14 protein-coding genes and 2 pseudogenes are annotated in these 20,380 nt (G+C 72.9%); 6 read left to right on the top strand and 10 right to left on the bottom strand.

Going from position 1 to position 20,380, the window contains the following annotated elements; genetic code table 11:
• Positions 1 to 1,269 precede the first annotated feature (1,269 nt).
• The gene (locus Y09_RS17000; RefSeq protein ID WP_082358916.1) at positions 1,270 to 2,400 is read left to right on the top strand and encodes a hypothetical protein; all 1,131 of its coding nucleotides are present in this window, start codon (positions 1,270 to 1,272) and stop codon (positions 2,398 to 2,400) included.
• A gap of 57 nt (positions 2,401 to 2,457) precedes the next feature.
• On the opposite strand, the gene Y09_RS15470 is transcribed toward Y09_RS17000, so the two are convergent.
• The gene (locus Y09_RS15470) at positions 2,458 to 2,985 is read right to left on the bottom strand and encodes a GyrI-like domain-containing protein (RefSeq protein WP_053918757.1); all 528 of its coding nucleotides are present in this window, start codon (positions 2,983 to 2,985) and stop codon (positions 2,458 to 2,460) included.
• Positions 2,986 to 3,186: 201 nt separating this feature from the next.
• Positions 3,187 to 4,551 carry a glycoside hydrolase family 125 protein gene (locus tag Y09_RS15465; RefSeq protein ID WP_053918756.1) on the bottom strand — a complete coding sequence of 455 codons (1,365 nt, stop codon included), beginning with the start codon at positions 4,549 to 4,551 and terminating at the stop codon, positions 3,187 to 3,189.
• A gap of 143 nt (positions 4,552 to 4,694) precedes the next feature.
• Here Y09_RS15465 and recR point away from each other — a divergent pair, with 143 nt between their 5' ends.
• Together recR and Y09_RS15455 are read left to right on the top strand one after the other, a co-directional pair.
• Positions 4,695 to 5,288: a recombination mediator RecR gene (gene recR / locus Y09_RS15460; RefSeq protein WP_053918755.1), complete on the top strand. Its 594-nt coding sequence runs from the start codon at positions 4,695 to 4,697 to the stop codon at positions 5,286 to 5,288.
• Between the two features lie 19 nt (positions 5,289 to 5,307).
• A complete protein-coding gene (locus Y09_RS15455; RefSeq protein WP_053918754.1) occupies positions 5,308 to 7,008 on the top strand; it encodes a hypothetical protein in 1,701 nt (566 codons plus the stop codon).
• Positions 7,009 to 7,131: 123 nt separating this feature from the next.
• On the opposite strand, the gene Y09_RS15450 is transcribed toward Y09_RS15455, so the two are convergent.
• The 5 genes from Y09_RS15450 to Y09_RS15430 all read right to left on the bottom strand — a co-directional run bounded on the left by Y09_RS15450 (position 7,132) and on the right by Y09_RS15430 (position 12,710).
• On the bottom strand, positions 7,132 to 8,259 hold the full coding sequence (locus Y09_RS15450) for an ABC transporter permease (protein WP_053918753.1): 1,128 nt from the start codon (positions 8,257 to 8,259) through the stop codon (positions 7,132 to 7,134).
• Positions 8,259 to 9,293 carry an ABC transporter ATP-binding protein gene (locus Y09_RS15445; protein ID WP_082358915.1) on the bottom strand — a complete coding sequence of 345 codons (1,035 nt, stop codon included), beginning with the start codon at positions 9,291 to 9,293 and terminating at the stop codon, positions 8,259 to 8,261. Before Y09_RS15445 ends, Y09_RS15450 begins: the two co-directional genes overlap by 1 nt.
• Before the next feature lie 93 nt (positions 9,294 to 9,386).
• The gene (locus Y09_RS15440) at positions 9,387 to 10,754 is read right to left on the bottom strand and encodes a sugar ABC transporter substrate-binding protein (RefSeq protein WP_053918752.1); all 1,368 of its coding nucleotides are present in this window, start codon (positions 10,752 to 10,754) and stop codon (positions 9,387 to 9,389) included.
• A 98-nt stretch (positions 10,755 to 10,852) separates the two neighbouring features.
• On the bottom strand, positions 10,853 to 11,833 hold the full coding sequence (locus tag Y09_RS15435; RefSeq protein WP_234695768.1) for a carbohydrate ABC transporter permease: 981 nt from the start codon (positions 11,831 to 11,833) through the stop codon (positions 10,853 to 10,855).
• A 13-nt stretch (positions 11,834 to 11,846) separates the two neighbouring features.
• Positions 11,847 to 12,710: a carbohydrate ABC transporter permease gene (locus Y09_RS15430; RefSeq protein ID WP_053918751.1), complete on the bottom strand. Its 864-nt coding sequence runs from the start codon at positions 12,708 to 12,710 to the stop codon at positions 11,847 to 11,849.
• A 216-nt stretch (positions 12,711 to 12,926) separates the two neighbouring features.
• On the opposite strand from Y09_RS15430, the gene Y09_RS15425 reads away from it, so the two are divergent.
• The gene (locus Y09_RS15425; protein ID WP_053918750.1) at positions 12,927 to 15,191 is read left to right on the top strand and encodes an NAD(+) synthase; all 2,265 of its coding nucleotides are present in this window, start codon (positions 12,927 to 12,929) and stop codon (positions 15,189 to 15,191) included.
• Positions 15,192 to 15,321: 130 nt separating this feature from the next.
• On the opposite strand, the pseudogene Y09_RS17730 reads toward Y09_RS15425, so the two are convergent.
• Both Y09_RS17730 and Y09_RS18030 read right to left on the bottom strand, forming a co-directional pair.
• Positions 15,322 to 15,681, bottom strand: a pseudogene (locus tag Y09_RS17730) (ABC transporter permease subunit); the annotation flags it as partial.
• A pseudogene (locus Y09_RS18030) lies at positions 15,682 to 15,819 on the bottom strand (sugar ABC transporter substrate-binding protein); the annotation flags it as partial. It abuts the pseudogene before it with no gap.
• Positions 15,820 to 16,311: 492 nt separating this feature from the next.
• Here Y09_RS18030 and Y09_RS15415 point away from each other — a divergent pair.
• The gene (locus Y09_RS15415; RefSeq protein WP_234695767.1) at positions 16,312 to 17,274 is read left to right on the top strand and encodes a sugar-binding transcriptional regulator; all 963 of its coding nucleotides are present in this window, start codon (positions 16,312 to 16,314) and stop codon (positions 17,272 to 17,274) included.
• A gap of 223 nt (positions 17,275 to 17,497) precedes the next feature.
• Positions 17,498 to 19,090 carry a mannitol dehydrogenase family protein gene (locus Y09_RS15410; protein WP_053918748.1) on the top strand — a complete coding sequence of 531 codons (1,593 nt, stop codon included), beginning with the start codon at positions 17,498 to 17,500 and terminating at the stop codon, positions 19,088 to 19,090.
• 248 nt (positions 19,091 to 19,338) lie between these two features.
• On the opposite strand, the gene Y09_RS15405 is transcribed toward Y09_RS15410, so the two are convergent.
• Complete coding sequence (locus Y09_RS15405) at positions 19,339 to 19,899, bottom strand: hypothetical protein (RefSeq protein ID WP_053918747.1); 561 nt, start codon at positions 19,897 to 19,899, stop codon at positions 19,339 to 19,341.
• Positions 19,900 to 20,380 lie beyond the last annotated feature (481 nt).

Below are 20,380 nucleotides of genomic sequence, written 5' to 3'. Positions count from 1 at the left end.
CGCGGGGGCGGGCGCCCCGCCCCCGCGGCCGCCCCCAGTGCGCCGCCTGCCCCGACGCAGGACGCCCCGGCCGCCGCACGGGGCGGGAGTGCGCAGGGCGAGCCGACGCGGACGGCACCCGCCCAGGACTCCTCCTGGGGTGCGCTTGCTGGTGCTGGTGCTGGTGCTGGTGCTGGTGCTGGTGCTGGTGCCGGCCAGGCCTCGGGCGAAGAGCGTCGAGAGCCGCGGGCCGGGCAGGGGGAGCCCGGCGGCCAGGGCGCTCCGGCACCGACAGCCCCGACAACCGCCGACGGCCCGACCGTACCGCTGGGTGCCCCCGCCTCGGGCGGCGGGCTCGATGCCGACGCAGTGCGCGGGCACTGGTCCGCGATCCTCGACGAGCTGCAGCAGATCCGCCGCCCCAGCTGGGCCTTGATCTCGCAGAACGCGCACGTCAACGGGCTGAACGGCAGCACCCTCGTGCTCGGATTCCGCACCGAGGGCCTCGTGAGCGCTTTCCGCCGCGGCACGGCGGCGGAGAACCTCGCCGACGCCGTCCGACGCATTGTGCACGTCGACGTCATGGTCGATGCCGTCGTCGGGGAGGATCCCGGACCCGGCAGCGCTGGCCCCGGCAGCGCTGGCCCCGGTGGCGCTGGTCCCGGTGGTGCAGGCCCCGGCGGAGGTGGCGCCGCAGGTCCAGGCTCCGCCGGCAGAGCTCCTGGAGGGAACGGTCCTGGCGGTGCCGGGCCGGATAACGCCGGTCCCGGCGACCCTGCCGGCTACAGCGGCCCGAGCGGCCCGAGCGGCCCGAGCGGCCCGAGCGGCCCGAGCGGCCCGAGCGGCCCGAGCGGCCCGAGCGGCCCGAGCGGCCCGAGCGGCCCGAGCGGCTCGGGTGGTCCGGGTGGTCGTGGCGGATCGGGCGACTGGGCTCCCCGCGGACAGGGTTCCGTCGGGCAGGACGCTCCCGACCCGGGCGGGCAGGGAGGCGGAGCCGCCGGCGGCCCGAATGCGGCGGACCCGTCCGGCCGCCAGGTTCCGCGGACCGGGGGAGCGCCGTGGGGAGATGCCGCCTCCGCGATCGCGCCGCGCGACTCCGCACCCGCCGCCGCCCCGTCCGCGCCGGGCTCCGCACCGTCCGCGCCGGGCTCCGCAGCTCCGTCGGCAGCTCCTTCGGCTGCGTCGTCGGCCGGCCCGTCGTCGGCCGCCCAACCGGCGGCGCCCGCCGTCGGTGACAGTCCCGAGCGGCAGCAGCCCGCGTCCGTCGGCCAGCGCGCCTCGGAACGAGCGATGGCCGCCGCTGCACGTGCCGCAAGGAACGCTCCGGCCGGACCCTCCTACGCCCCGGCCGACGACTTCCCGCCGGAGCCCGACGACCCCTACCCGCCGGACCCCGAGGAGTACGGCCTGCCCGCGCAGCACCAGCCGCCCGCCGCGGCGCAGGGCGGAGGCCGCTGGTCGGACGCGCTCGAGGACCGAAGCACCGGAACCGGCGCCCCCGCCGCCCCGAACCGATCCGCCGCGCCTGCCGCCCCGTCGGCCCCGTCCGCGTCCAGGGCCTCCGCGTCCACGGAGTCGGCAGCGGGCGATGCTCCTGGCCGGACGCTCCCGGACTCCGCGCCGGCGGGCCCGCCGCCCGAGGTCGAGGACGAGGGGCGCGACAGGCTGCCGGCGGAGGAGCCCCGCACCTTCGGCCAGAACGCGCTCAAGCGCGCCCTCGCGGAGGGTCGCGTGGTCCGCTCGCTGCCCGCCGCGCACCTCGCGCAGGGGGAGGACGCCTCCGCCGCCGGACCGGGCGAGGCCCCGGGCCAGGAGCCGGAGGACGTCGCGCAGGGCGGTGACATGCCGCATGAGTTCACCGCGGCCCCCGAGGTCGCCTCACCCACCTCGCCGGACTCAGCCCCACCGGCCGGGCTCGGCCGTGCCGTCCCGCACGGCGACGACGTCCCGCACGGCGACCCAGCTCAGCCTTCCGGCAAGGTCGCGCCGGGCGGCGCGGATGGCTCCGCCTCCGCACGCGCGTCGAGCTCATGGGGCGCCGCGGCGGCGGTCACCGGCACCGCCTCGGGAGCATCCCCGGCGCCCTCCGCGGCACCGTCGGCTCCGCCCGCCGCAGCTCCGACCACGCCGCCCGCCGCAGCTCCCAGCACCGCACCCGCCGCACCGTCGGCGGCAGACGCGCCGCGCAGCGGTGCCGCGCTCGTCCGCGAGGCCGCGATGGCGTCCCGCACCGCGGGTCAGCGCCTGCGAGGAGGGCGAGGCCAGTCGGATCAGGCACCCGAGGCCGATCTGGACCCGACCGGCGGCGCGACCCGGGACGACGAGGACGCCGTCGTCGCGACCCGGAACGGCCGCGAGGTGATCGAGAAGATGCTCGGCGGCAAGGTCCTCGAGGTCATCGACGAGAACCGTCCGCGCTGACTCGGCGAACGTCGCATCGGCGCATGCCTCATCGGCGCGCGCCGACCTGCATCCTTCTCAGCGGCGCGGCTCGAGCAGGGAGAACAGGTCCGTGCGCAGGGTCGCCGGGTTCATGTCGGGATGCGGCTCGGTGACGTAGAACTCCCAGAACGGGTACGTCATCTGCTCGTCCGACTCCCCGACCTGCTCGGTGAACGCCCCCCACTTCTCCGCGAGGCCGCCGTAGGCACCGATGTGCGAGATCCAGGCGATGCGACCGCCCGGGATGCTCGACCCGATGACCTCGTAGTCGCTGGGCAGCTCGAGGGTCTCGGTCAGCGGCGCGTCCACCGGGAAGCCCACCTCGAGATCGGCCGTCGCGACCGGTGCCCGGTGGTGAAGGGAGAACGCGGGGCCGATCGGGCGGATGCCCTGCGCCGCCAGCGCCTCGGCGAGGTGGGAGAACGTGCCGTCCATCAGGGCGGGCATGTCGTACATCGGGAAGTCGTGCTGGACCACGACGGCCGTCGTGATCTCGGGAGCCTCCGTGATCCGGCAGGAGGTGGCGGGCTCGGCGGCGTCGTACGGGGCGGGCATCGGCGACATCGGGACTCGTCCTGTTCGCGGTCGGCGGCGGGCCGGGCAGGATGGCGGCGGCCCGGTCAGACGCTATCGCGGCAGGCTGGACGCCACCAGCACCGCCGGGGGCCGGCGACCTCCGGGGCCGCCCGCCGTCATCGGTCCCGAGCTCCGGTCGCGCTCCGTCCCGGTCCGCCGCGCTCCGTCCCGGTCCGCCGCGCTCCGGGCTCAGGAGCGCTCCGTCGCTCCCTCGTGCGTGCCGGCACGATCCCTCTCCACACCGGCCAGGTCCAGCGCCAGCTCGCAGAACATCGAGTTCGACCAGGAGAACCACTCCCGCGTGAACACCGTCGGATCGTCCACGTGCACGCCCTCGTGCATCATCCCGGTCCCGCCGTCGGTGCGGGCCATCAGCTCGAGCAGATGCAGCTTCTCGCCACGCTCCGCACTGGTCAGCCCCTCGACCGCGAGCGCGATCGGCCACACATGGTCCTTCGGGGTGTGCGGGGAGCCGACGCCCTCGAGGTACAGCCCCTCGTAGTAGCAGGGGTTGCTGCGCGAGAGCACCGCGGCGCGCGTGGCCAGGTATAGCGGATCATCCTGCGCCACGCAGCCCAGGTACGGCAGGGCGAGCAGGCTCGGCACGTTCGCGTCGTCCAGGAACCGGTGGTCGCCGCGCCCGTCGATCTCATAGGCCCAGACCCGTTCGCCCGTCGGCCCCTCGATCGTGCCGTGCTCCACCAGCGCCGCACGGATCTGCTCCGCGCGCTCCCGCGCCTCGTCCGCCTCCGCCGGGGCGTCCGCGACCTGCTCCAACAGCTCCGCGAGACGCTCCAGGGCGAGGGCGAGGAAGTGGTTGCCGGGGATGTTGTAGCCCAGCTCGCAGGCATCGTCCGAGGGGCGGAATCCCGCCCACACCAGGCCGTTCGGCGTGGTCAGGGAGCCGCGCCCCTCCCGGGCGAGGGTGTCCTGGACGGGCACGCCGGAGCGTCGGAAGAAGTACGCGGAGCGCTCCTCGTGGTGCTGCTCGGCCCGGACGGTGGAGAGGATCGCGCGGGCCGCCGGCAGGAAGCGCTCTTCGGCCCACGAGGTGTCGCCGGTCGCCCGCCACAGCCGCCAGGCGAGGTCGGGGCCGTAGGAGAGGGAGTCGAGCTCGAACTTGCGCTCCCACGCCCAGGGGTTCTCGCGCTCGGTCTCGTCCGCATCCCAGTGGGAGGAGTCCGGGGCGCGGTTGAAGGCGTTGGCGTACGGGTCGATCTCGAGATACTGCCAGTGGCGGCGCAGCAGCCCGGCGAGCAGCGCGACCAGCTCAGCGCGGTCCTCGTCGGCACCCACCCCGGCGACCACCAGCCGCAGCAGCGGCGTCAGCTGCGCGGCGGAGTCCCGCAGCCACATCGCCGGGATGTCGCCGGTGATCACGAAGGTGGTGCCGTCCTCCTCCACACTCACCGTCGTCTCGAAGGTGTTGCGCAGGTACGCGACCACGCGCTGCGCGATCTCGGCGACCAGCGCGTCGGAGGCGCCGAGGTCGGCGAGGCCCTCGAGCACGCGCGCCTGCACCGCGTCGAGGAGGGTGTCGGGAAGCCTGGCCATGGTTCTCCGCATCGAGAGTGGGTCGGGAACGCCAGCGTATCGAGGTCTCTCGCGCCCGGTCCGGCCGTCCGTGAAGCGCGCAGCGATCCACACCACCTCGGCGCCGTCGCCGCACTTCGGCCCCGGGAACTAGAGTGAGACGCGTGTACGAAGGCATCGTCCAGGACCTCATCGACGAGCTCGGCAAGCTGCCGGGCATCGGCCCCAAGTCGGCGCAGCGGATCGCGTTCCATCTGCTGGACGCCGACGACGCCGCCGTGCGCCGGCTCGCCGAGGTGCTCGTCCAGGTCAAGGACACCGTCCGCTTCTGCGAGATCTGCGGGAACGTCTCGGCGGAGGAGAAGTGCCGCATCTGCACCGACCTGCGCCGCAGCGACGAGGTGATCTGCGTGGTCGAGGAGTCCAAGGACATCGTCGCGATCGAGAAGATCCGCGAGTTCAAGGGCCGCTACCACGTGCTCGGCGGCGCGATCGACCCGATCGGCGGCGTAGGCCCGAACGACCTGCGCATCACCCAGCTGATGAGCCGCCTCGGCTCCGGGCAGACCCAGGAGGTCATCCTCGCGCTGGACCCGAACATCGAGGGCGAGGCCACCGCCGCCTATCTCTCCCGCCTGCTCGGACCGCTCGAGCTGACCGTCACGCGCCTGGCCTCCGGGCTGCCCGTCGGCGGCGACCTCGACTACGCCGACGAGATGACCCTGGGCCGAGCCTTCCTCGGCCGCCGCACCGTCTGAGGCGCCGCCGGTTCCCGTGATGACCTCTCCCCACTCCCGGACGCTGCCGCCGCTGACGGACCTGCCCTCGCCGCCGCGCCTGCCGGAGGAGGAGACGCACCTGGTCTCGCCGGGGGAGATCATGGTCGAGTCCCGGCGCGAGATCCTCCGCAGCCTGCTGCGTCGACTCTGGGCGCCGGCGCTCGTGCTGCTCGGCCTCTGGTATGTGCTGCTGACCCTGTACGTCGTCGGCGCCTCGCCGACCTTCTGGCTCTTCTCCCTCCTCGCCGGCCTCGGCGATCCGGCCTACCTGCGCCAGGCGATGAGCGCCCTGAACTTCACCTCCGAGGGGCTGTGGACCGCGTTCCTGCTGCTGCCCGCCCTCGCGACGGTGCTGAGCCTGCTCGGGGCGCTGCTGGTGCCGCGCCTGGTCGCGCCGCTGCAGCCCCGCCGCTTCCTCTCCGAGACGCAGTTCCAGCGCGGCGTCGAGGACCGCACCACCGCGATGCTCCTCGCGCTGCCGGTGCTCACCGTCCTCGCCCTGCCGCTGACGGTCGTGCTCGGCCTGCCGCAGCCCTGGACCGGGCTCGGCGCGGGCCCCCTGTCCGTGTGGTGCGCCGGACTGGTCGCCCTGGAGCTCGCCTGGGTGCTCGTGCGTCGCACCGTGCCCGCCGCGCGGCTGCTCGGGATCACCTCCCACGAGGTGCTGCACACCGAGGCGCGCATCGGCACCGACCCGGAGCGCCGACGCGCCGCCGCCCGGCAGCACCTCGCCCAGGACCGCCGGCACCTGCCGCCGAACCCCGGCACCCCCGCGGCCGACGGGGCGAGGAGCCCCCGCGGCGCCCTCAGCGCGCTCGCCCTCATCGCGCGTTCGGCACTGACCTGGGTGCTGCCCGCCCTGGCCGGGACCTCCTGGCTGGTGCTCGGCATCGCGGACCTCGTCACCGTCCTGGGCTCCCTGTCCGCGACGGGACTGTCCCAGGTCGAGACCCCGCTGCGCTGGCAGCACCTCGCCGTCGGCCTCCCCCTGCTCGGGCTCGTCGCGGCCGGCTGCGCGCTCGCCCCGGCGCTCGCGGTCCCGCTCTCCTCCGGCCACCGCGCCCAGGTGCGGGACCAGCGCACCTACGCCGAGTGGGCGCACCGGGCCCGCGTGAACCCGTGGGAGGCGCGGGTGTGCGCGCTGACCGGCTGGCTCTGCGCGGGCTGGGCGCTCGCCGGGACCGTGCTCGCCGCGGTCCTGCTCCCGCTGCTCGGCGCCGGGACGGCCCTGACCTGGGTGTTCCTCACCCTCCTCGCGCTCATGGCCGTGCCGCTGCTGGGCGTCGCGGCGACGCAGGCGATGAAGAGCGGACTGCGCGACGTGCTCTACGGGCCGGCCGACGGATACATGCGCCGCGAGACCCCGTACGCGCTGGTCGCCCCCGAGTTCGGCACCCGCGCCGACCGCGCGAAGGACCCCGCGGTGCGCGCCGCGCTGCGCAAGCGCCTCCAGGCCGACGGCGGCGACCACGCGCTGGAGATCTTCGACCTCGACGCGGCCGGGGAGCGGCTGTGGGTGGACGAGAACGCCCCCGGCGCCTCCGACACCGCCGTGCGGCAGACCGACCTCGCCCAGGGCGTGCTGCCGGACTTCGGCTCCGAGGGATCGGCCTTCACCGGCGGCGGCAACAGCCCCTCCGAGCAGGCCTCGCACCTGCACGACATCCCCGACACGGTCACCGGGCTGCGCGAGCGCTGAACCGGCGGCCCTGTACCGGCCCTCGGCGCGTGGTCGACTGATGGCGTCCTGCGTCCCGGTACGGATATATCGCCGTACCGGAACGCAGGACGCCATCACCTGACCACGACCGGCCCTGTCGCCTCAGGCGATCCGGGTGCCCGCGCCGAGGTGCCTGACCGGCACGGCGAGCCGCCGCACCGCGACCAGGAGCGACAGCGCCCCGACGAGCAGCCACAGCCCGAGACCCATCGGCCACACCGGACGGTTCGGCGGCGTCCCGAGATCGGTGGGATAGCCGGGGTCCTCCGGCGAGCAGTGCACGGAGTGGACGGGGTGGGTGGTGGTCGCGGCGGAGCGCATCCCGGTCTTCAGCGTCGTCAGCAGATCCGTGTCCGGGTCCTCGAGGGGGTCGTAGTCCGCGGGAAGGGTCGGCGCGGCCTCGGCAAGGAGCACCACCGGGTTCCCCCACAGCAGCGGCAGGGAGAGGTCCAGCCGCGGCACCGTCTCCTCGACCTGCTCCGCCACGCACCGGCTCTTCTCCATCGAGTACTCGTCGTCGTAGACGCTGTAGTAGTTCGTGACCTCCCGCTCCTCGTTCAGCACCACGGCGGTCGAGCCCCACGCGATCGGCAGCACCACCGTCACCCCGAACACGATCACGTAGGCGAGCACCACCGAGCCGAGCTGCCGCGAGGTGAGCGCCGAGAGACCGAGCCCCACCGCGGTCACGCACAGGGTGAGCAGCACGATCACCCCGAGCAGCCGCAGCATGTACAGGATCCCGATGCTGCCCAGCAGCGCGATCGGCACCAGCGAGGGCAGGGCGAGGACCAGGAAGGCCAGGCCGGTCAGGAAGCCTGCGAGCAGCTTGCCGAGCACGATCTCGGCGGGACTGAGCAGGCTCGCCTGCAGCGTCGCGAGGGTCCCGGCGGTGCGGTCGCCGTTGATGGATCCGGCTGACAGCGCCGGCACCACCAGCAGCATCGCGAAGAGCACCAGGATCATCTGCAGGCTGAACACCATCGCCGCGATCGGGCCGACCTCGTCCCACTGCGCGGAGTACAGCGTCGGCCCGAGGCCGAGCGCGCCGATCCCCATCATCACCAGCGTCCACACCGCCAGTGCCACGTACCAGCGCTTGGAGCGCAGGCGCTGGCGCAGCTCGAGCGAGGTGACCAGCCGCAGTCCGCGCCAGCGCAGCGCATAGCGGCCGCGGCCGCGGGGACGGTCGGTCCCTGGACCGGCCTCGAGGGTCTGGGGAGTGCTCATCACAGGGCTCCTTCTCGCTGGGCGGCGTCGGAGGCGAGATAGGCGGCCTCGAGCCTGCCCGTCGTCGGGCCGAAGCCGATGATCTGGGCGCCCGCGGCGGTGAGATCCGCGAGCAGGCGGGCGGCGGTCGCGTCGTCGGGCAGCTCCACCACCGCCTCCGCATGACCGGAGGTGGTGCGGTCGCCGGGCAGCGCCTCGCTGTGGCGCACCTGCAGGTGATCGAGCGCCTCGACGAGCGCCTGATGGTGCAGCGAGGAGATGCGCCACGGGCGCGGCCGGGCGGCGAGGTCGCGGAGGCTCGAGGCGTCCACGGCGCGGCCGCCGTCCATGAAGACGACGTGGTCGGCCATCTCCTCGAGCTCGCCGAGGATGTGGCTGGAGACCAGCACGGTCGCCCCGTCGGCCGCCCGTGAGCGGACCACCTGCAGCAGGCGGCGTCGCGAGGCGGGATCCAGGCCGGAGGCGGGCTCGTCGAGGACCAGCACCTGCGGGTCGTGCACGAGCGCGCGGGCCAGGCCCAGGCGCTGCTTCTGCCCGCGGGAGAGCACGTGCGCGGGCTGCTGCGCGAGCGGCACGAGGTCCAGCAGCTCCAGCAGCTCGTCCACCCTCCCGCGCAGCTGCGCGGTGGGCAGGAAGTAGGCGCGGCCCATCACCTCGAGCACCTCGGCGACCCGCAGCGAGTCCCACGCCCCGAACTGGTCCGGCATCCAGCCCACCTGCGCGCGCACTGCGGCGGAGTTCTCGGCGGGGTCGACGCCGCCGACGAGCACCCGGCCAGAGTCGGGGGCGAGCAGCGAGGCGAGCATGAGCATCAGCGTCGACTTGCCGCAGCCGTTCGGGCCGACCAGCGCCGTGACCGCCCCGCGCGGCGCGGTGAAGCTCAGGTCCGCCACCGCCTGCACGCTGCCGAAGGCGCGGCTGACGTGCTCGGCGACGATCCCCGGCCCCTCCGGACCGGGAGCCCTCTGCGGGGAGGCATGGTCGACCGGCGGGAGGGGCGGAGGCGGGCCGTCCGCGGGTGTGCTCTGTGTCATGGGGCTACATTCCCACGCCCTGACCTGGAGCGACAGCCCTTCCTGGGCACGTTCGGGGCACGAACTGTGAGGGAGCGGTGGAGAGCCCGCGGCTCACTCCGCCATGGCGGCGTTGCCCTCCTCCTGCGCCTGCGGGATCCCGTCGGCGGCGGAGAGCCGGCCGATGAAGACCTCCTGGAAGATCGGCATCGCGGCGGTCAGCCCCGCGTTCGCACGGGCGCCGGTGTCGGCCTCGGCGGGGTTCTTCGCCGCCTCGACGAACACGCTCACGTCCACGCCCTTGCCCTTCCAGAACTCGATGTACGCGTCCTGCGCGTCGACGTGGCCGGGGAAGGAGACGCCCTGCTCCGCGAGCGGCAGCTGTCCGTCCTTCGAGCCGAGCCAGGTCAGCAGCTCGGCGATGCCGGCCTGCTGCTCGTCGTCGGCTTTCGCGTTGCCGACGGCGACCACGCCGTGGACCAGCGACTTCGCCCCGTCGGGGCCGGCGACCGGGGCGGCGAGCGCCCACTCGAAGGAGTCGGCGACGCCGTCGGAGACCGGCAGCAGGTTGTAGGGCCCGGACTGGAACAGGGCGAGCTTGCCCTGGGTGAACAGGTCGCGGGTGAAGTCGCCGTTCTCGTTGGTGTCCGCGGCGCTGGGCGCGATGTTCTCGACGTTGATCAGGTCCGCCATGTACTGGAATGCCTCGATGCCCTCGGGGGAGGCGAAGGTGTACACGTCCTCGTCCTGCCACTGCGCGCCGTTCGAGGCGAGCATCGGGCCGATGATCGCCTGCCGGTCGGCCTGCGAGTTGAAGCCGAACTGCGCGCGGGAGTCCACGTCGAAGCCGTCCTCGCCCGGGTGGCGGCCCTCGCCGTCCGCCGTGAGCTTCCGGCCCGCCTCGCGCAGGGAGTCCGTGTCGGCGGCCGGGTCGAAGGCGAGAGCCGACGGGTCCACGCCCGCCTCCTCGACCAGCGCCTTGTTGTAGAACACGGCGATCGAGTCCCAGATCTGCGGCACGCCCCAGAGCCCGCCGTCGCGCGAGTACAGGTCCACCACGGCCTTCTCCCACTGGGAGGCACCGTCGGGGACGACCTCGTTGATGTCCAGCAGGTCGCCGGAGTCCTTGTACAGCACGTAGTTCGCGGAGTTCATCCAGTACACGTCGGCCGCATCGCCGCTGGCGACGTCCAGCGGCAGGCGCGTCCAGTAGTCCGCCCACGGCACCACGTCGATCGACACGTTCCAGCCGGACTGCTCGGTGAACGCGGCGAAGGACTCCTCGTAGGCGGCCACCGCGTTCTCGTCCCACAGGCGGAAGGTCAGCGTGCCCTTGTCGCCGCCGCTGCTGCCGCCGGCGTCGCTGCCGCCGCCCTCGCCGCCGGAGCCGCTGTCACCGCCGCCCGACGGGGAGCAGGCCGCCGCGGTGCCGAGCAGGCCGGCGGCGGCGAAGGAGGAGAGGAGGGTACGACGCTTCAGCATGGGAGGTCCTTCCGGGAAGTGATGTCCTGCCCATTATCGTCCGCCGGCCCCGTCGTGGGGCGCTAGATGACCTTCCGAGACGGGGCGGGGTGCGGCCCTCAGCGCAGCGTCGCGTCGCCGACCGAGCGCGTGATCTGCTTCTGGAAGACGATCATCAGGATCACCAGCGGCAGCATCGCCAGCGTCGTCCCGGCCATCACCAGGGTCCAGTTGTTGTTGTACTGCGACTGCAGCGCGGAGGTCGCCACGGTGATCACCCGCCATTCGGGCCCGGAGGTGATCACCATCGGCCACATGAAGCTGTTCCAGTGGGTGACCACCGTGATCAGCACCAGGGTGACGATGATCGGCCGGTTCAGCGGCACCACCAGGTGCCACAGCAGGCGCAGCGTGCCGGCGCCGTCGATCCGCATGGCGTCCATGAGCTCGGAGGGAATGCCGCGGAAGTTCTCCCGCAGCAGGAAGATCGCGTAGGGGGAGCCGAGCACGAAGGGCAGCACGAGCGCCCAGAAGGTGTTGCGCAGCCCCATCTCCGAGAGCATCAGGTACAGCGGCACCACGACCACCACCTGCGGCACCATCAGCGTCGCGATGTACACCCAGAACAGCAGGTCACGGCCGGGGAAGCGGAGCTGGGCGAAGGCATAGGCGGCGAGCACCGAGAACACCATCTGCCCCGTCAGGATCACGGCGACCATCTGCACGGTCACCGCGACCGGGGTGACGAAGCCGTCCTCGGAGCTGAACAGGGCGATCACGTTGTCCAGCACCGGCGGGGCGGGGAGCGACAGCGGCCCCTCCTGCGCGAACTGCGCGGTGGAGGTCAGCGCGGTCATCACCGAGAACAGGAACGGCCCGAGCGTGAGCGCGGCCGCGACGATCAGCACGAGATAGGTCGCGCCGTGGCCGAGCACGCGGCGCGCGAGCAGCGAGCCGGTCAGCGGCCGACGGCGCCCGGAGGGGCGGGCGGTGCGCCGGTGATCGCGGCCGCCGGAGCCGCCGCCGTCGGCAGGCGCGGAGCGCTCGTCGGCCGGTCTGGTGCCGTGGCCGCCAGCCGGGCTCGGATCCTGAGCAGTCATCTCGTCCCTCCTCTCAGCTCATGTCGTAGGTGATGCGCCGGGAGAACCAGCGCTGCTGGATCACCGTGATCACCACCAGCAGGACGAACAGGATCACCGCGACGGCGCTCGCGCGGCCCAGGCGGCTGGCCTCGAAGGCCTCGTGGTAGATCAGGGAGGCGATCACCTCGGTGCGGTGCTGCGGCCCGCCGCCGGTGAGGGCGAAGACCATGTCGAACACCTGGAAGGAGGCGACCACCTGGGTGACGGCGAGGAAGAACGTCGTCGGTCGCAGCAGCGGGATCGTCATGAACCACAGCTGCTGCCCGGCGTTCGCGCCGTCGATCCGGGCGGCCTCGTAGATCGAGCCGGGGATCCGCGACAGCCCCGCCTGGAAGAACAGCGAGATGTAGCCGACGTTCTGCCAGATCGCGACGAAGGCGACCGCCGGCAGGGCGAGCGAGGGATCGGTCAGCCACTCGATCCGCATCCCGAGGATCTGGTTCAGCGCGCCGACCGACGGCTGGAAGATCCACTTCCACACCACGCCGAGCGCGAGCGGCGCGCACACCCACGGGATCACCACGATCACCCGCACGATCGCCGAGCCCGGCAGCGCCCGCACCAGCTGCGTGGCGAGCACGAGCCCGATCGCGAGCGACACCGGCACCGAGATCAGTGTGAACACGCCCGTGACCAGCAGGGAGTTCGCGAGCGCACCGTCGGCCAGCAGGGAGGCGTAGTTGTCCAGGCCGAGGAAGGTGCGTGTCCCCAGCAGGTCCCAGCGGAACAGGGACACCACGAAGGCGAGCACCACCGGCAGGATCAGGAAGCAGGTGACGCCGATCAGGCTCGGGGCGATCAGGAGCCAGCCGAGAAGGGGTCTGCGGGAGCTCATCGTCGATGCCTCCCGCCTGCGACGTGCCGATGTTCCACCGGGTCAAGCTATCGCAGCGCAGCCCAGGTCGTGGTGCTGTCCGTCCCTGTCGACACCGACCTGCCCCGTGTGCGCGGAGCTGTCCACGGGAGGGCGCCGAGCGGCACCGGGCCTGCATGTGACAGGCCGTGTGCCGCTCACGTCCCCTCGGCGGACACGGCCCATTACGCTCGGGCCATGACCTCTGCGACGGACACCGCCGGTCACGCGGCCGCGGCCACGGACCCCCATGCCTCGATCTACGACCACGGCTTCGTGCGCGTCGCCGCGGTGACCCTGCCGGTCGCGCTCGCCGACCCGGCCGCGAACGCCGAGCGCCATCTCGAGGCGCTGCGCGACCTGCACGACCAGCAGGTCGGGATCGCGGTCTTCCCCGAGCTGTCCCTGACCGGGTACTCCCTCGACGACCTCGTCCTGCAGGAGCCGCTGCTGGACGCGGCCGAGCAGGCGGTGCTCACCGTGCTCGAGGCGAGCGAGGAGCTGATGCCGATCATCGTGCTCGGCGCCCCGCTGCGCGCGAAGGACCGCTCCCGCGTCTTCAACTGCGCCGTCGTGATCCATCGGGGGCAGATCCTCGGCATCGCCCCGAAGCAGAACCTCCCCACCTATCGCGAGTTCTACGAGCGGCGCTGGTTCTCGCCCGGCGACGACGCGGCGGGCGAGGAGGTGATCCTCGGCGGACAGTTCGCGCAGCTCACCCCGCACGGCATCATCCGGGTCGAGGACGTACCCGGGCTCGCGCTCTACGTCGAGATCTGCGAGGACATGTGGGTGCCGGTCCCGCCGTCGGCCGAGGCCGCGCTCGCCGGCGCGACCGTGATCGCGAACCTGTCGGGCTCCCCGATCACGATCGGCCGCGCCGAGGACCGCAAGCTCATGGCCCGCTCCGCCTCCGCCCGCACCCAGTGCGCCTACGTCTACGCCGCGGCCGGCGAGGGCGAGTCCACGACGGACCTCGCCTGGGACGGACAGACCTTCGTGTACGAGTGCGGTGACCTGCTAGGGGAGTCCGAGCGGTTCCCGACGGGGGTGCGCTCCACGATCGTCGACGTCGACCTCGACCGGATCGTCGCCGAGCGGCGCCGCCAGAACACCTTCGATGACAACCGACGCACCCACGCCGCCTCGCTCGAGAAGTTCGACGGCTGGGAGGAGACGAGCCTGTTCGGCCCCTGGGACGTTCCCGACTGCTGGGACGACGCGGACGAGGACGACGAGGAGATGCCCGAGCCGATCCTCCTCGGCGGCCGGCGCCGCGCCGCGCAGGCCCGGCACGACGCCCGCTCCGCCGCGACCGGTGCCGAGCTGCCCGACCTGCGGACCCCGCCCGCGACCGGCCCGCTGCGCCGCCACCACGACCGCTTCCCCTTCGTGCCCGACGACCCCGCGCGCCTCGCCCAGGACTGCTACGAGGCGTACAACATCCAGGTCGCGGGCCTCGTGCGGCGCCTGAAGCAGATCGGCGGGGACATGCCCGGCGGCACCCGCCCCGTCATCGGCGTCTCCGGGGGCCTGGACTCCACCCACGCCCTGATCGTGTGCGCCCGCGCGATGGACCTGCTGGGCCGCGACCGCTCCGAGATCCTCGCCTACACGATGCCGGGCTTCGCCACCACCGAGCACACCCGCTCCAATGCCGAGCTGCTCTCGAGGGCGATCGGCGCGAGCTTCGAGACGATCGACATCCGTCCCGCGTCCACCCAGATGCTGAAGGACATGGGCCATCCCTTCGGCGAGGGCGAGCCGGTCTATGACGTGACCTTCGAGAACGTCCAGGCCGGGATGCGCTACGACTACCTGTTCCGTCTCGCGAACCATCACGGCGGCATCGTCGTGGGCACCGGCGACCTCTCCGAGCTGGCGCTGGGCTGGTGCACCTACGGGGTGGGCGACCACATGTCCCACTACGGCGTGAACGCGGGCGTGCCGAAGACCCTCATCCAGCACCTGATCCGCTGGGTCATCTCAGAGGGGATCTTCGACGCGGCGACCGCCGAGGTGCTGCGCGCCGTGCTCGACACCGAGATCTCCCCGGAGCTGATCCCCACCGCGCCCGGGCAGAAGGCGCAGTCCACCGAGGACTCCATCGGTCCCTACGCGCTGCACGACTTCGCGCTCTACCACCTGCTGCGCCGAGGCTACGGCCCCGGCAAGATCGCCTATCTCGCCCATCAGGCCTGGGGCGACGCGGAGGCGGGGGAGTGGCCGGCCGGCTACGCCGAGGACGACCGTCGCGCCTACTCCCGCGAGGAGATCAAGCACTGGCTGACCGTGTTCACCAGGCGCTTCTTCAACAACCAGTTCAAGCGCTCCGCCCTGCCCAACGCCCCGAAGGTGCTGGCCGGCGGCTCGCTCTCCCCGCGCGGGGACTGGCGGATGCCCTCGGACGCCGCCTCGACCGCCTGGCTCGCCGAGATCGAGCGCGACGTCCCCGGCGACTGACGGAACCGGGCGTCGGCCGGACCGCGGGCTCCGGCACGCATCGAGACGTAGGTTCCTGCTCCTATCGCGCTCGATAGGGGCAGGAACCTACGTCTCGGTGGTCGGCCGCGCGGTCCGACTGGCCGGCCGCTTACTTCACCGCACCCATCGACAGGCCGCGCACCAGCTGCTTCTGCGCGATCCAGCCGGCGAGCACCACCGGCAGCGAGGCGAGCACCGAGGCGGCCGAGAGCCGGGCTAGGAACAGGCCCTCCGAGGTCATGGTCGACATCAGGAAGATCGGCACGGTCGCCGCGTTCGCCGCGGTGAGGTTCAGGGCGAAGAAGAACTCGTTCCACGCGAAGATCACGCAGATCAGCGCCGTCGCGGCGACGCCCGGGGCGACCATCGGCAGCAGCACCGTGCGCATGGTGCGCAGCAGCGAGGCGCCGTCGATCGAGGCCGCTTCGAGCACCTCGCCGGGCACCTCGAGGAAGAACGAGCGCACGACGTCGAACTCGCCGCCGCCGGAGGCGACCGAGGCGGTGATCTTCGCGCGCGCCTCGTTCTCCGGCAGGGACACGAAGCGCACGTCGATGTCGGGATGCTGGGCGGTGAAGCGGTCGATGAGGCTGATCGCGTCCTGCATCTGCGGGTTCGAGACGATCGCGACGACGATCGGCTCCTTCCCGCCGGCGGAGGCGCCGGCGCCGCATCCGGCGAGGCCGGCGGCGCCGAGACCCGCGGCGAGCCCGGCGCCGAGGACAGTGCGCCGACGGGGACGGGAGGGCCGTGGCGGGGGTGAGGGGTGGGGACGGGGACCCATGCGCTGTTCTCCTGTGAACATCGCGGAGACGGGCCGCTCGGGCGCGTCGTCGCGGAGGGCGGGCACGGTCGGCGCCGAGGGGGCGTACCCGGGAGGGCACGGCCGACGGCACGACCGTTCGCTCAGATGAGCGGGGAGACTTCTCAACTGAGGGTGAGCGTAGTCATATACGCTCAGCCGAGCAACCATCTGCCCTCACCTGAGGGGTCGATGCGGGCTGCGGAGGGAGGACCGATGGGGAGCGAGCAGGCCGGAGTCGGGAGACAGGCCGGGGTCGGGACGCAGGACGGTGCCGGGGCGCAGGCGGATGCCGGGATGGAAGCCGGACCTGGGTCGGAGGCCGGCCCCGGGGTTGCGGACGCGATCGCGCTCAAGGTCGCCCTCGCGAGCGAGCACCACCTCGAGGGCGTGCCGAAGATCGAGCTCGCCCGGCGCCACGGACTCTCCCGCTTCCAGGTCGCGCGCCTGCTCGACGAGGCGCGCGCCGAGGGCATCGTCCGCATCGAGGTCGTCGACCCGACCGCCGCCGGCCGCGACCTCTCCCCGCTCGCCGAGCGCCTGGGCATCTCCTCCGTCACCGTCGCGGTCGCCCGCCCCGGCGAGGCGCCTCGCGCCGCGATCGCACGCCAGGTCGCGGGCCTGCTGCTTCGTCACCTGCGCGAGGGTGGACGGGTCGGCGTGGCCTGGTCGCGCACCCTCATGCACCTGCCCGCCGCGCTCGACGCGCTGCCCGTGGCCGACATCGTCCAGCTCGTCGGCCCCGTGAGCACCGCCGGGCACTCGACCGCGCAGTCCTCCGCGCTGGTCCACGAGCTCGGCGCCCGCTCCGGCGGGCAGGTCTGGGCCCTTCCCACCCCCCTCATCGTCGACTCCCCGCAGGTCGCGGCCTCGCTGCGCTCCATGGAGGAGGTGCGCACAGCGCTCGATGCGGCCGACGGGCTCGACGTGGCGACCGTGTCCGTCGGCGCCTGGGCCGACGGGGCCTCGACCCTCTGGAGCCGCCTGCGTCCCGCCGAGCAGCAGCGCGCCCTCGACGCCGGCGTCGTCGCCGAGATCTGCGGGATCCTGCTCGGCGAGAGCGGCGCCGTGTGGCACTCCGCCGTCGAGGACCGCGTGATCGGGGTGCGGCCCGACCAGCTCCGCCGCGCCCGCGTCATCGCCGCGATCCCCGCCGTCGGCCATCCCGAGGCTGTGCTCGCCGCGGCCCGCTCCGGGCTCGTCGACGACATCGTCCTCGCCCCCGAGCTCGCCGAGCAGGTCGAGGCGCTCCTGGGTTGAACGCGGCCCCTCCGTCCTCGGTCGGCCGCTCCGCCTCTGCCGTGCTGGCCGATCCGGTCGCGCTCTGCGTCGCCGTGTCGCCTCGGGTCGACCGCGCCGCAGCTCGGCCCCCTCAGGCCCGCGGTGAGCCCGGCGTCGAACAGGTGAGCGCCACCCTCTGCTCATCTGACGCAGAAGTGTGTATCGTCGGGCGCACCCCCGCTTCTCGTCGAAGGATGAGCCGATGACCGCTCCGACCGCCCTGACCTCCGCAGCCCTCTCCGAGATCGCCGCGCGCGGCGAGGTCGCCACCCCGCAGCAGCCCCTGGACGAGCGACGCGTCGGCATCGTCCACTTCGGCGTCGGCGGCTTCCATCGCGCCCACCAGGCGATGTATCTCGATCGCCTCATGAACGCCGGACGCGACCTCGACTGGGCGCTCTGCGGCGTCGGCCTCCTGCCGGGCGATGCCAGGATGCGCGACGCGCTCGACGCCCAGGACTCCCTGTACACCCTGGTCACGAAGGCGCCCGACGGGACGCGCGACCCCCGCGTGATCGGCTCGATCGCCCGCTACCTCTTCGCGCCCGACGACCCCGAGGCCGTGCTCGCGCAGATGACCGACCCGGCCGTGCGGATCGTCTCGCTCACCGTCACCGAGGGCGGCTACAACTACAACCCCTCCACCGGGGAGTTCCAGTACGAGACCGAGGCGGTCGCCGCGGACCTCGCCACGCGGTTCGATCCTGCCGACGCCCAGGCCGCGGCCCTCGCGGGCTCGAACGACGGCGGCGCGAACTCCGCGCAGCGGGTGGGTCAGCCCCGGACGATGTTCGGCTACGTGGTCGAGGCGCTGCGCCGCCGACGCGAGGCCGGCACCGTCCCCTTCACGGTCATGTCCTGCGACAACGTGCGCGGCAACGGCGATCTCGCCAAGCGCATGATCCTCGCCTATGCGCAGCGCCGCGACGAGAACGGCCTGCACGGCGATGCCCCGATCGCGGACTGGATCGCCTCCGACGTCGCCTTCCCCAACTGCATGGTCGACCGCATCACCCCTGTCACCGCGGAGTCGGACATCGAGATGATCGCCGAGGAATACGGCATCGAGGACGCCTGGCCCGTGGTCAGCGAGGACTTCGTGCAGTGGGTGCTCGAGGACGAGTTCCCCGCCGGCCGTCCCGCCTGGGAGGAGGTCGGCGTGCAGATGGTCGAGGACGTCGAGCCGTACGAGCTGATGAAGCTGCGCCTGCTGAACTGCTCCCACCAGGCCATCGCCTACTTCGGCCTGCTGCTCGGGCAGACCTTCGCCGACGAGGCCGCCGTCGATCCGCACCTCGCCCCCTTCACCCGCACCCTGTACATGGACCGCGAGGGCACCCCGACCGTGCCCGAGGTGCCCGGCATGGACCTCGATGCCTACAAGGACGAGCTCATGGCGCGCTTCGCGAACACGAGCGTGAAGGACACCCTCGCCCGCCTCGCCGCCGAGTCCTCCGACCGCATCCCCACCTGGCTCGTGCCCGTGATCCGGGAGAACCTCGAGGCCGGCCGAGAGGTCTCGGCATCGGCCGCGATCGTCGCCTCCTGGGCCCGTTACGCCGAGGGCACCGGGGAGAACGGCGAGCAGTGGCCCGTTGTGGACCGCCTCCACGACCGCGTCATGGCCGCCGCCGCGAAGCACGACGAGGACCCGCTCGCCTTCCTCCGCGACGAGGAGCTGTTCGGCGACCTCGTCGAGCACGAGGCGTTCACGACGCCCTACCTCCACGCCCTCGAGGTGCTCCGCACCGACGGTGCCCGCACCCTCCTCACCGAGCTCACCGCCGCCCTCTGACGTCCGGCGGGGCTGGTCTCGCCGGCCTCGCTCGTCGCCGGCCGAACCGTCCCGGCCGCCCCTGTCGACACCCCCACCCCGCCCGTTCTCGTCATCGACTCGTAGGTTCGTGTCGGTTCAGGAGTGAATACGGGCATGAAGCTACGTCTCGATTGCAGGTCTCCCGGTGGGCGTCGCCTCCTCGGCAGGCCTGTGCCCTCCAGCCCCGGCCGTCCGATACGCGTCCCCTCGCCACGGGCTACCTCGCCTCATCCGGTCATGGCCTGCCGTCGCAGCTCGGCGCGCACCCGAACGACAGCCTGCGAGGCGTCGTGCGCCATGTCCTCCGCGGTGACGATGAGCTCGGTCCACCCGGCCAGGCGGCGTCGCTCCCCGCGGCGGACGTCCTTGGCCTGCTGTGCCTGGGTGCGGTGATGTCGGCCGTCGTACTCGACGCAGACCTTCCAGTCCCGCCATGCCATGTCCGGGTCCCCGAGCCACTGTCCGTCCTGGCGGATCGTGGCGTTCAGAAGGGGATCCGGCAGCCCTGCCCGCTGCAGCGCGAGGCGGAGCGCGGTCTCGGGAGGGGAGTCCGCCCCGACGCGCACATCGGCCAGCGCCGCGCGCAGTCGGCGAGCACCTCGTCCGCTGAAGCTGCCGACGGCCTCCGTGAGCAGGGAGAGTTCGACGAACGGCCTCGAGCGTCCTTCCACGGACGGGCGAGGGATGCGCACCAGATGATCGCCGATCACGACCAGGTCATCCTGTGCCAGGACGTCGGCGAGATCGAGGAACGTGCGGAGGCGCGAGGTGGCCCCGACGCCGCTCACGCGACTGACGTCCGCCGGGGCGAGGTCGAAGGACCTCCACGCTACGAGCCCCCGACTCAGCCGATGAATGCCGGGACGGCTCATCTCGACCTGCGCGACAGGAGCTCCCGCGTCCCACGAGGTAAGTCCCCTCGGCAACGGCAGCCTCCACAGTCGAGCCGCGCTGAGTCCGCACGCGACAGCGTCGGGATCGGCGCGCTGGAGCGCCCGGATCACGTCAGCCTCACGAACTGCGTGCACGCCGTCGTGCGACGGGTCAGCGGAACTCGGAGGTGGGCCCTCGCGGTCCGTGGTCGGGTCGTGCACGAGGTGGCCTGAGGTGTCTCGCCGTTCGTGGATGCCCGCCTGGCCGGGCGCCGACCCGGACTGGTCGACGGAGGCGTCGGTCGCGTCGGTCGGCATCTCGGATCGGGCATAGAGCCCGCGGCCGATCCGGATGACATCGCTCGCTTGGAGGCGACCGCCCGAGACCCCGGCCGCC

The sequence above is a fragment of the Brachybacterium sp. SW0106-09 genome, assembly GCF_001293905.1.
Lineage (GTDB): Bacteria > Actinomycetota > Actinomycetes > Actinomycetales > Dermabacteraceae > Brachybacterium > Brachybacterium conglomeratum.
This window is presented reverse-complemented; position numbering and strand designations above follow the sequence as displayed.

What these genes read in the sequence shown, in the direction of transcription:
- Y09_RS15435 (WP_234695768.1), bottom strand. Translation starts at nt 11,833, where the DNA reads ATGACTGCTCAGGATCCGAGCCCGGCTGGCGGCCACGGCACCAGACCG.
- Y09_RS15415 (WP_234695767.1), top strand. Translation starts at nt 16,312, where the DNA reads ATGGAAGCCGGACCTGGGTCGGAGGCCGGCCCCGGGGTTGCGGACGCG.
- Y09_RS15455 (WP_053918754.1), top strand. Translation starts at nt 5,308, where the DNA reads ATGACCTCTCCCCACTCCCGGACGCTGCCGCCGCTGACGGACCTGCCC.
- Y09_RS15440 (WP_053918752.1), bottom strand. Translation starts at nt 10,754, where the DNA reads ATGCTGAAGCGTCGTACCCTCCTCTCCTCCTTCGCCGCCGCCGGCCTG.
- Y09_RS15450 (WP_053918753.1), bottom strand. Translation starts at nt 8,259, where the DNA reads ATGAGCACTCCCCAGACCCTCGAGGCCGGTCCAGGGACCGACCGTCCC.
- Y09_RS15410 (WP_053918748.1), top strand. Translation starts at nt 17,498, where the DNA reads ATGACCGCTCCGACCGCCCTGACCTCCGCAGCCCTCTCCGAGATCGCC.
- Y09_RS15445 (WP_082358915.1), bottom strand. Translation starts at nt 9,293, where the DNA reads ATGACACAGAGCACACCCGCGGACGGCCCGCCTCCGCCCCTCCCGCCG.
- Y09_RS15425 (WP_053918750.1), top strand. Translation starts at nt 12,927, where the DNA reads ATGACCTCTGCGACGGACACCGCCGGTCACGCGGCCGCGGCCACGGAC.
- Y09_RS15470 (WP_053918757.1), bottom strand. Translation starts at nt 2,985, where the DNA reads ATGTCGCCGATGCCCGCCCCGTACGACGCCGCCGAGCCCGCCACCTCC.
- Y09_RS15430 (WP_053918751.1), bottom strand. Translation starts at nt 12,710, where the DNA reads ATGAGCTCCCGCAGACCCCTTCTCGGCTGGCTCCTGATCGCCCCGAGC.
- Y09_RS17000 (WP_082358916.1), top strand. Translation starts at nt 1,270, where the DNA reads ATGGCCGCCGCTGCACGTGCCGCAAGGAACGCTCCGGCCGGACCCTCC.
- Y09_RS15465 (WP_053918756.1), bottom strand. Translation starts at nt 4,551, where the DNA reads ATGGCCAGGCTTCCCGACACCCTCCTCGACGCGGTGCAGGCGCGCGTG.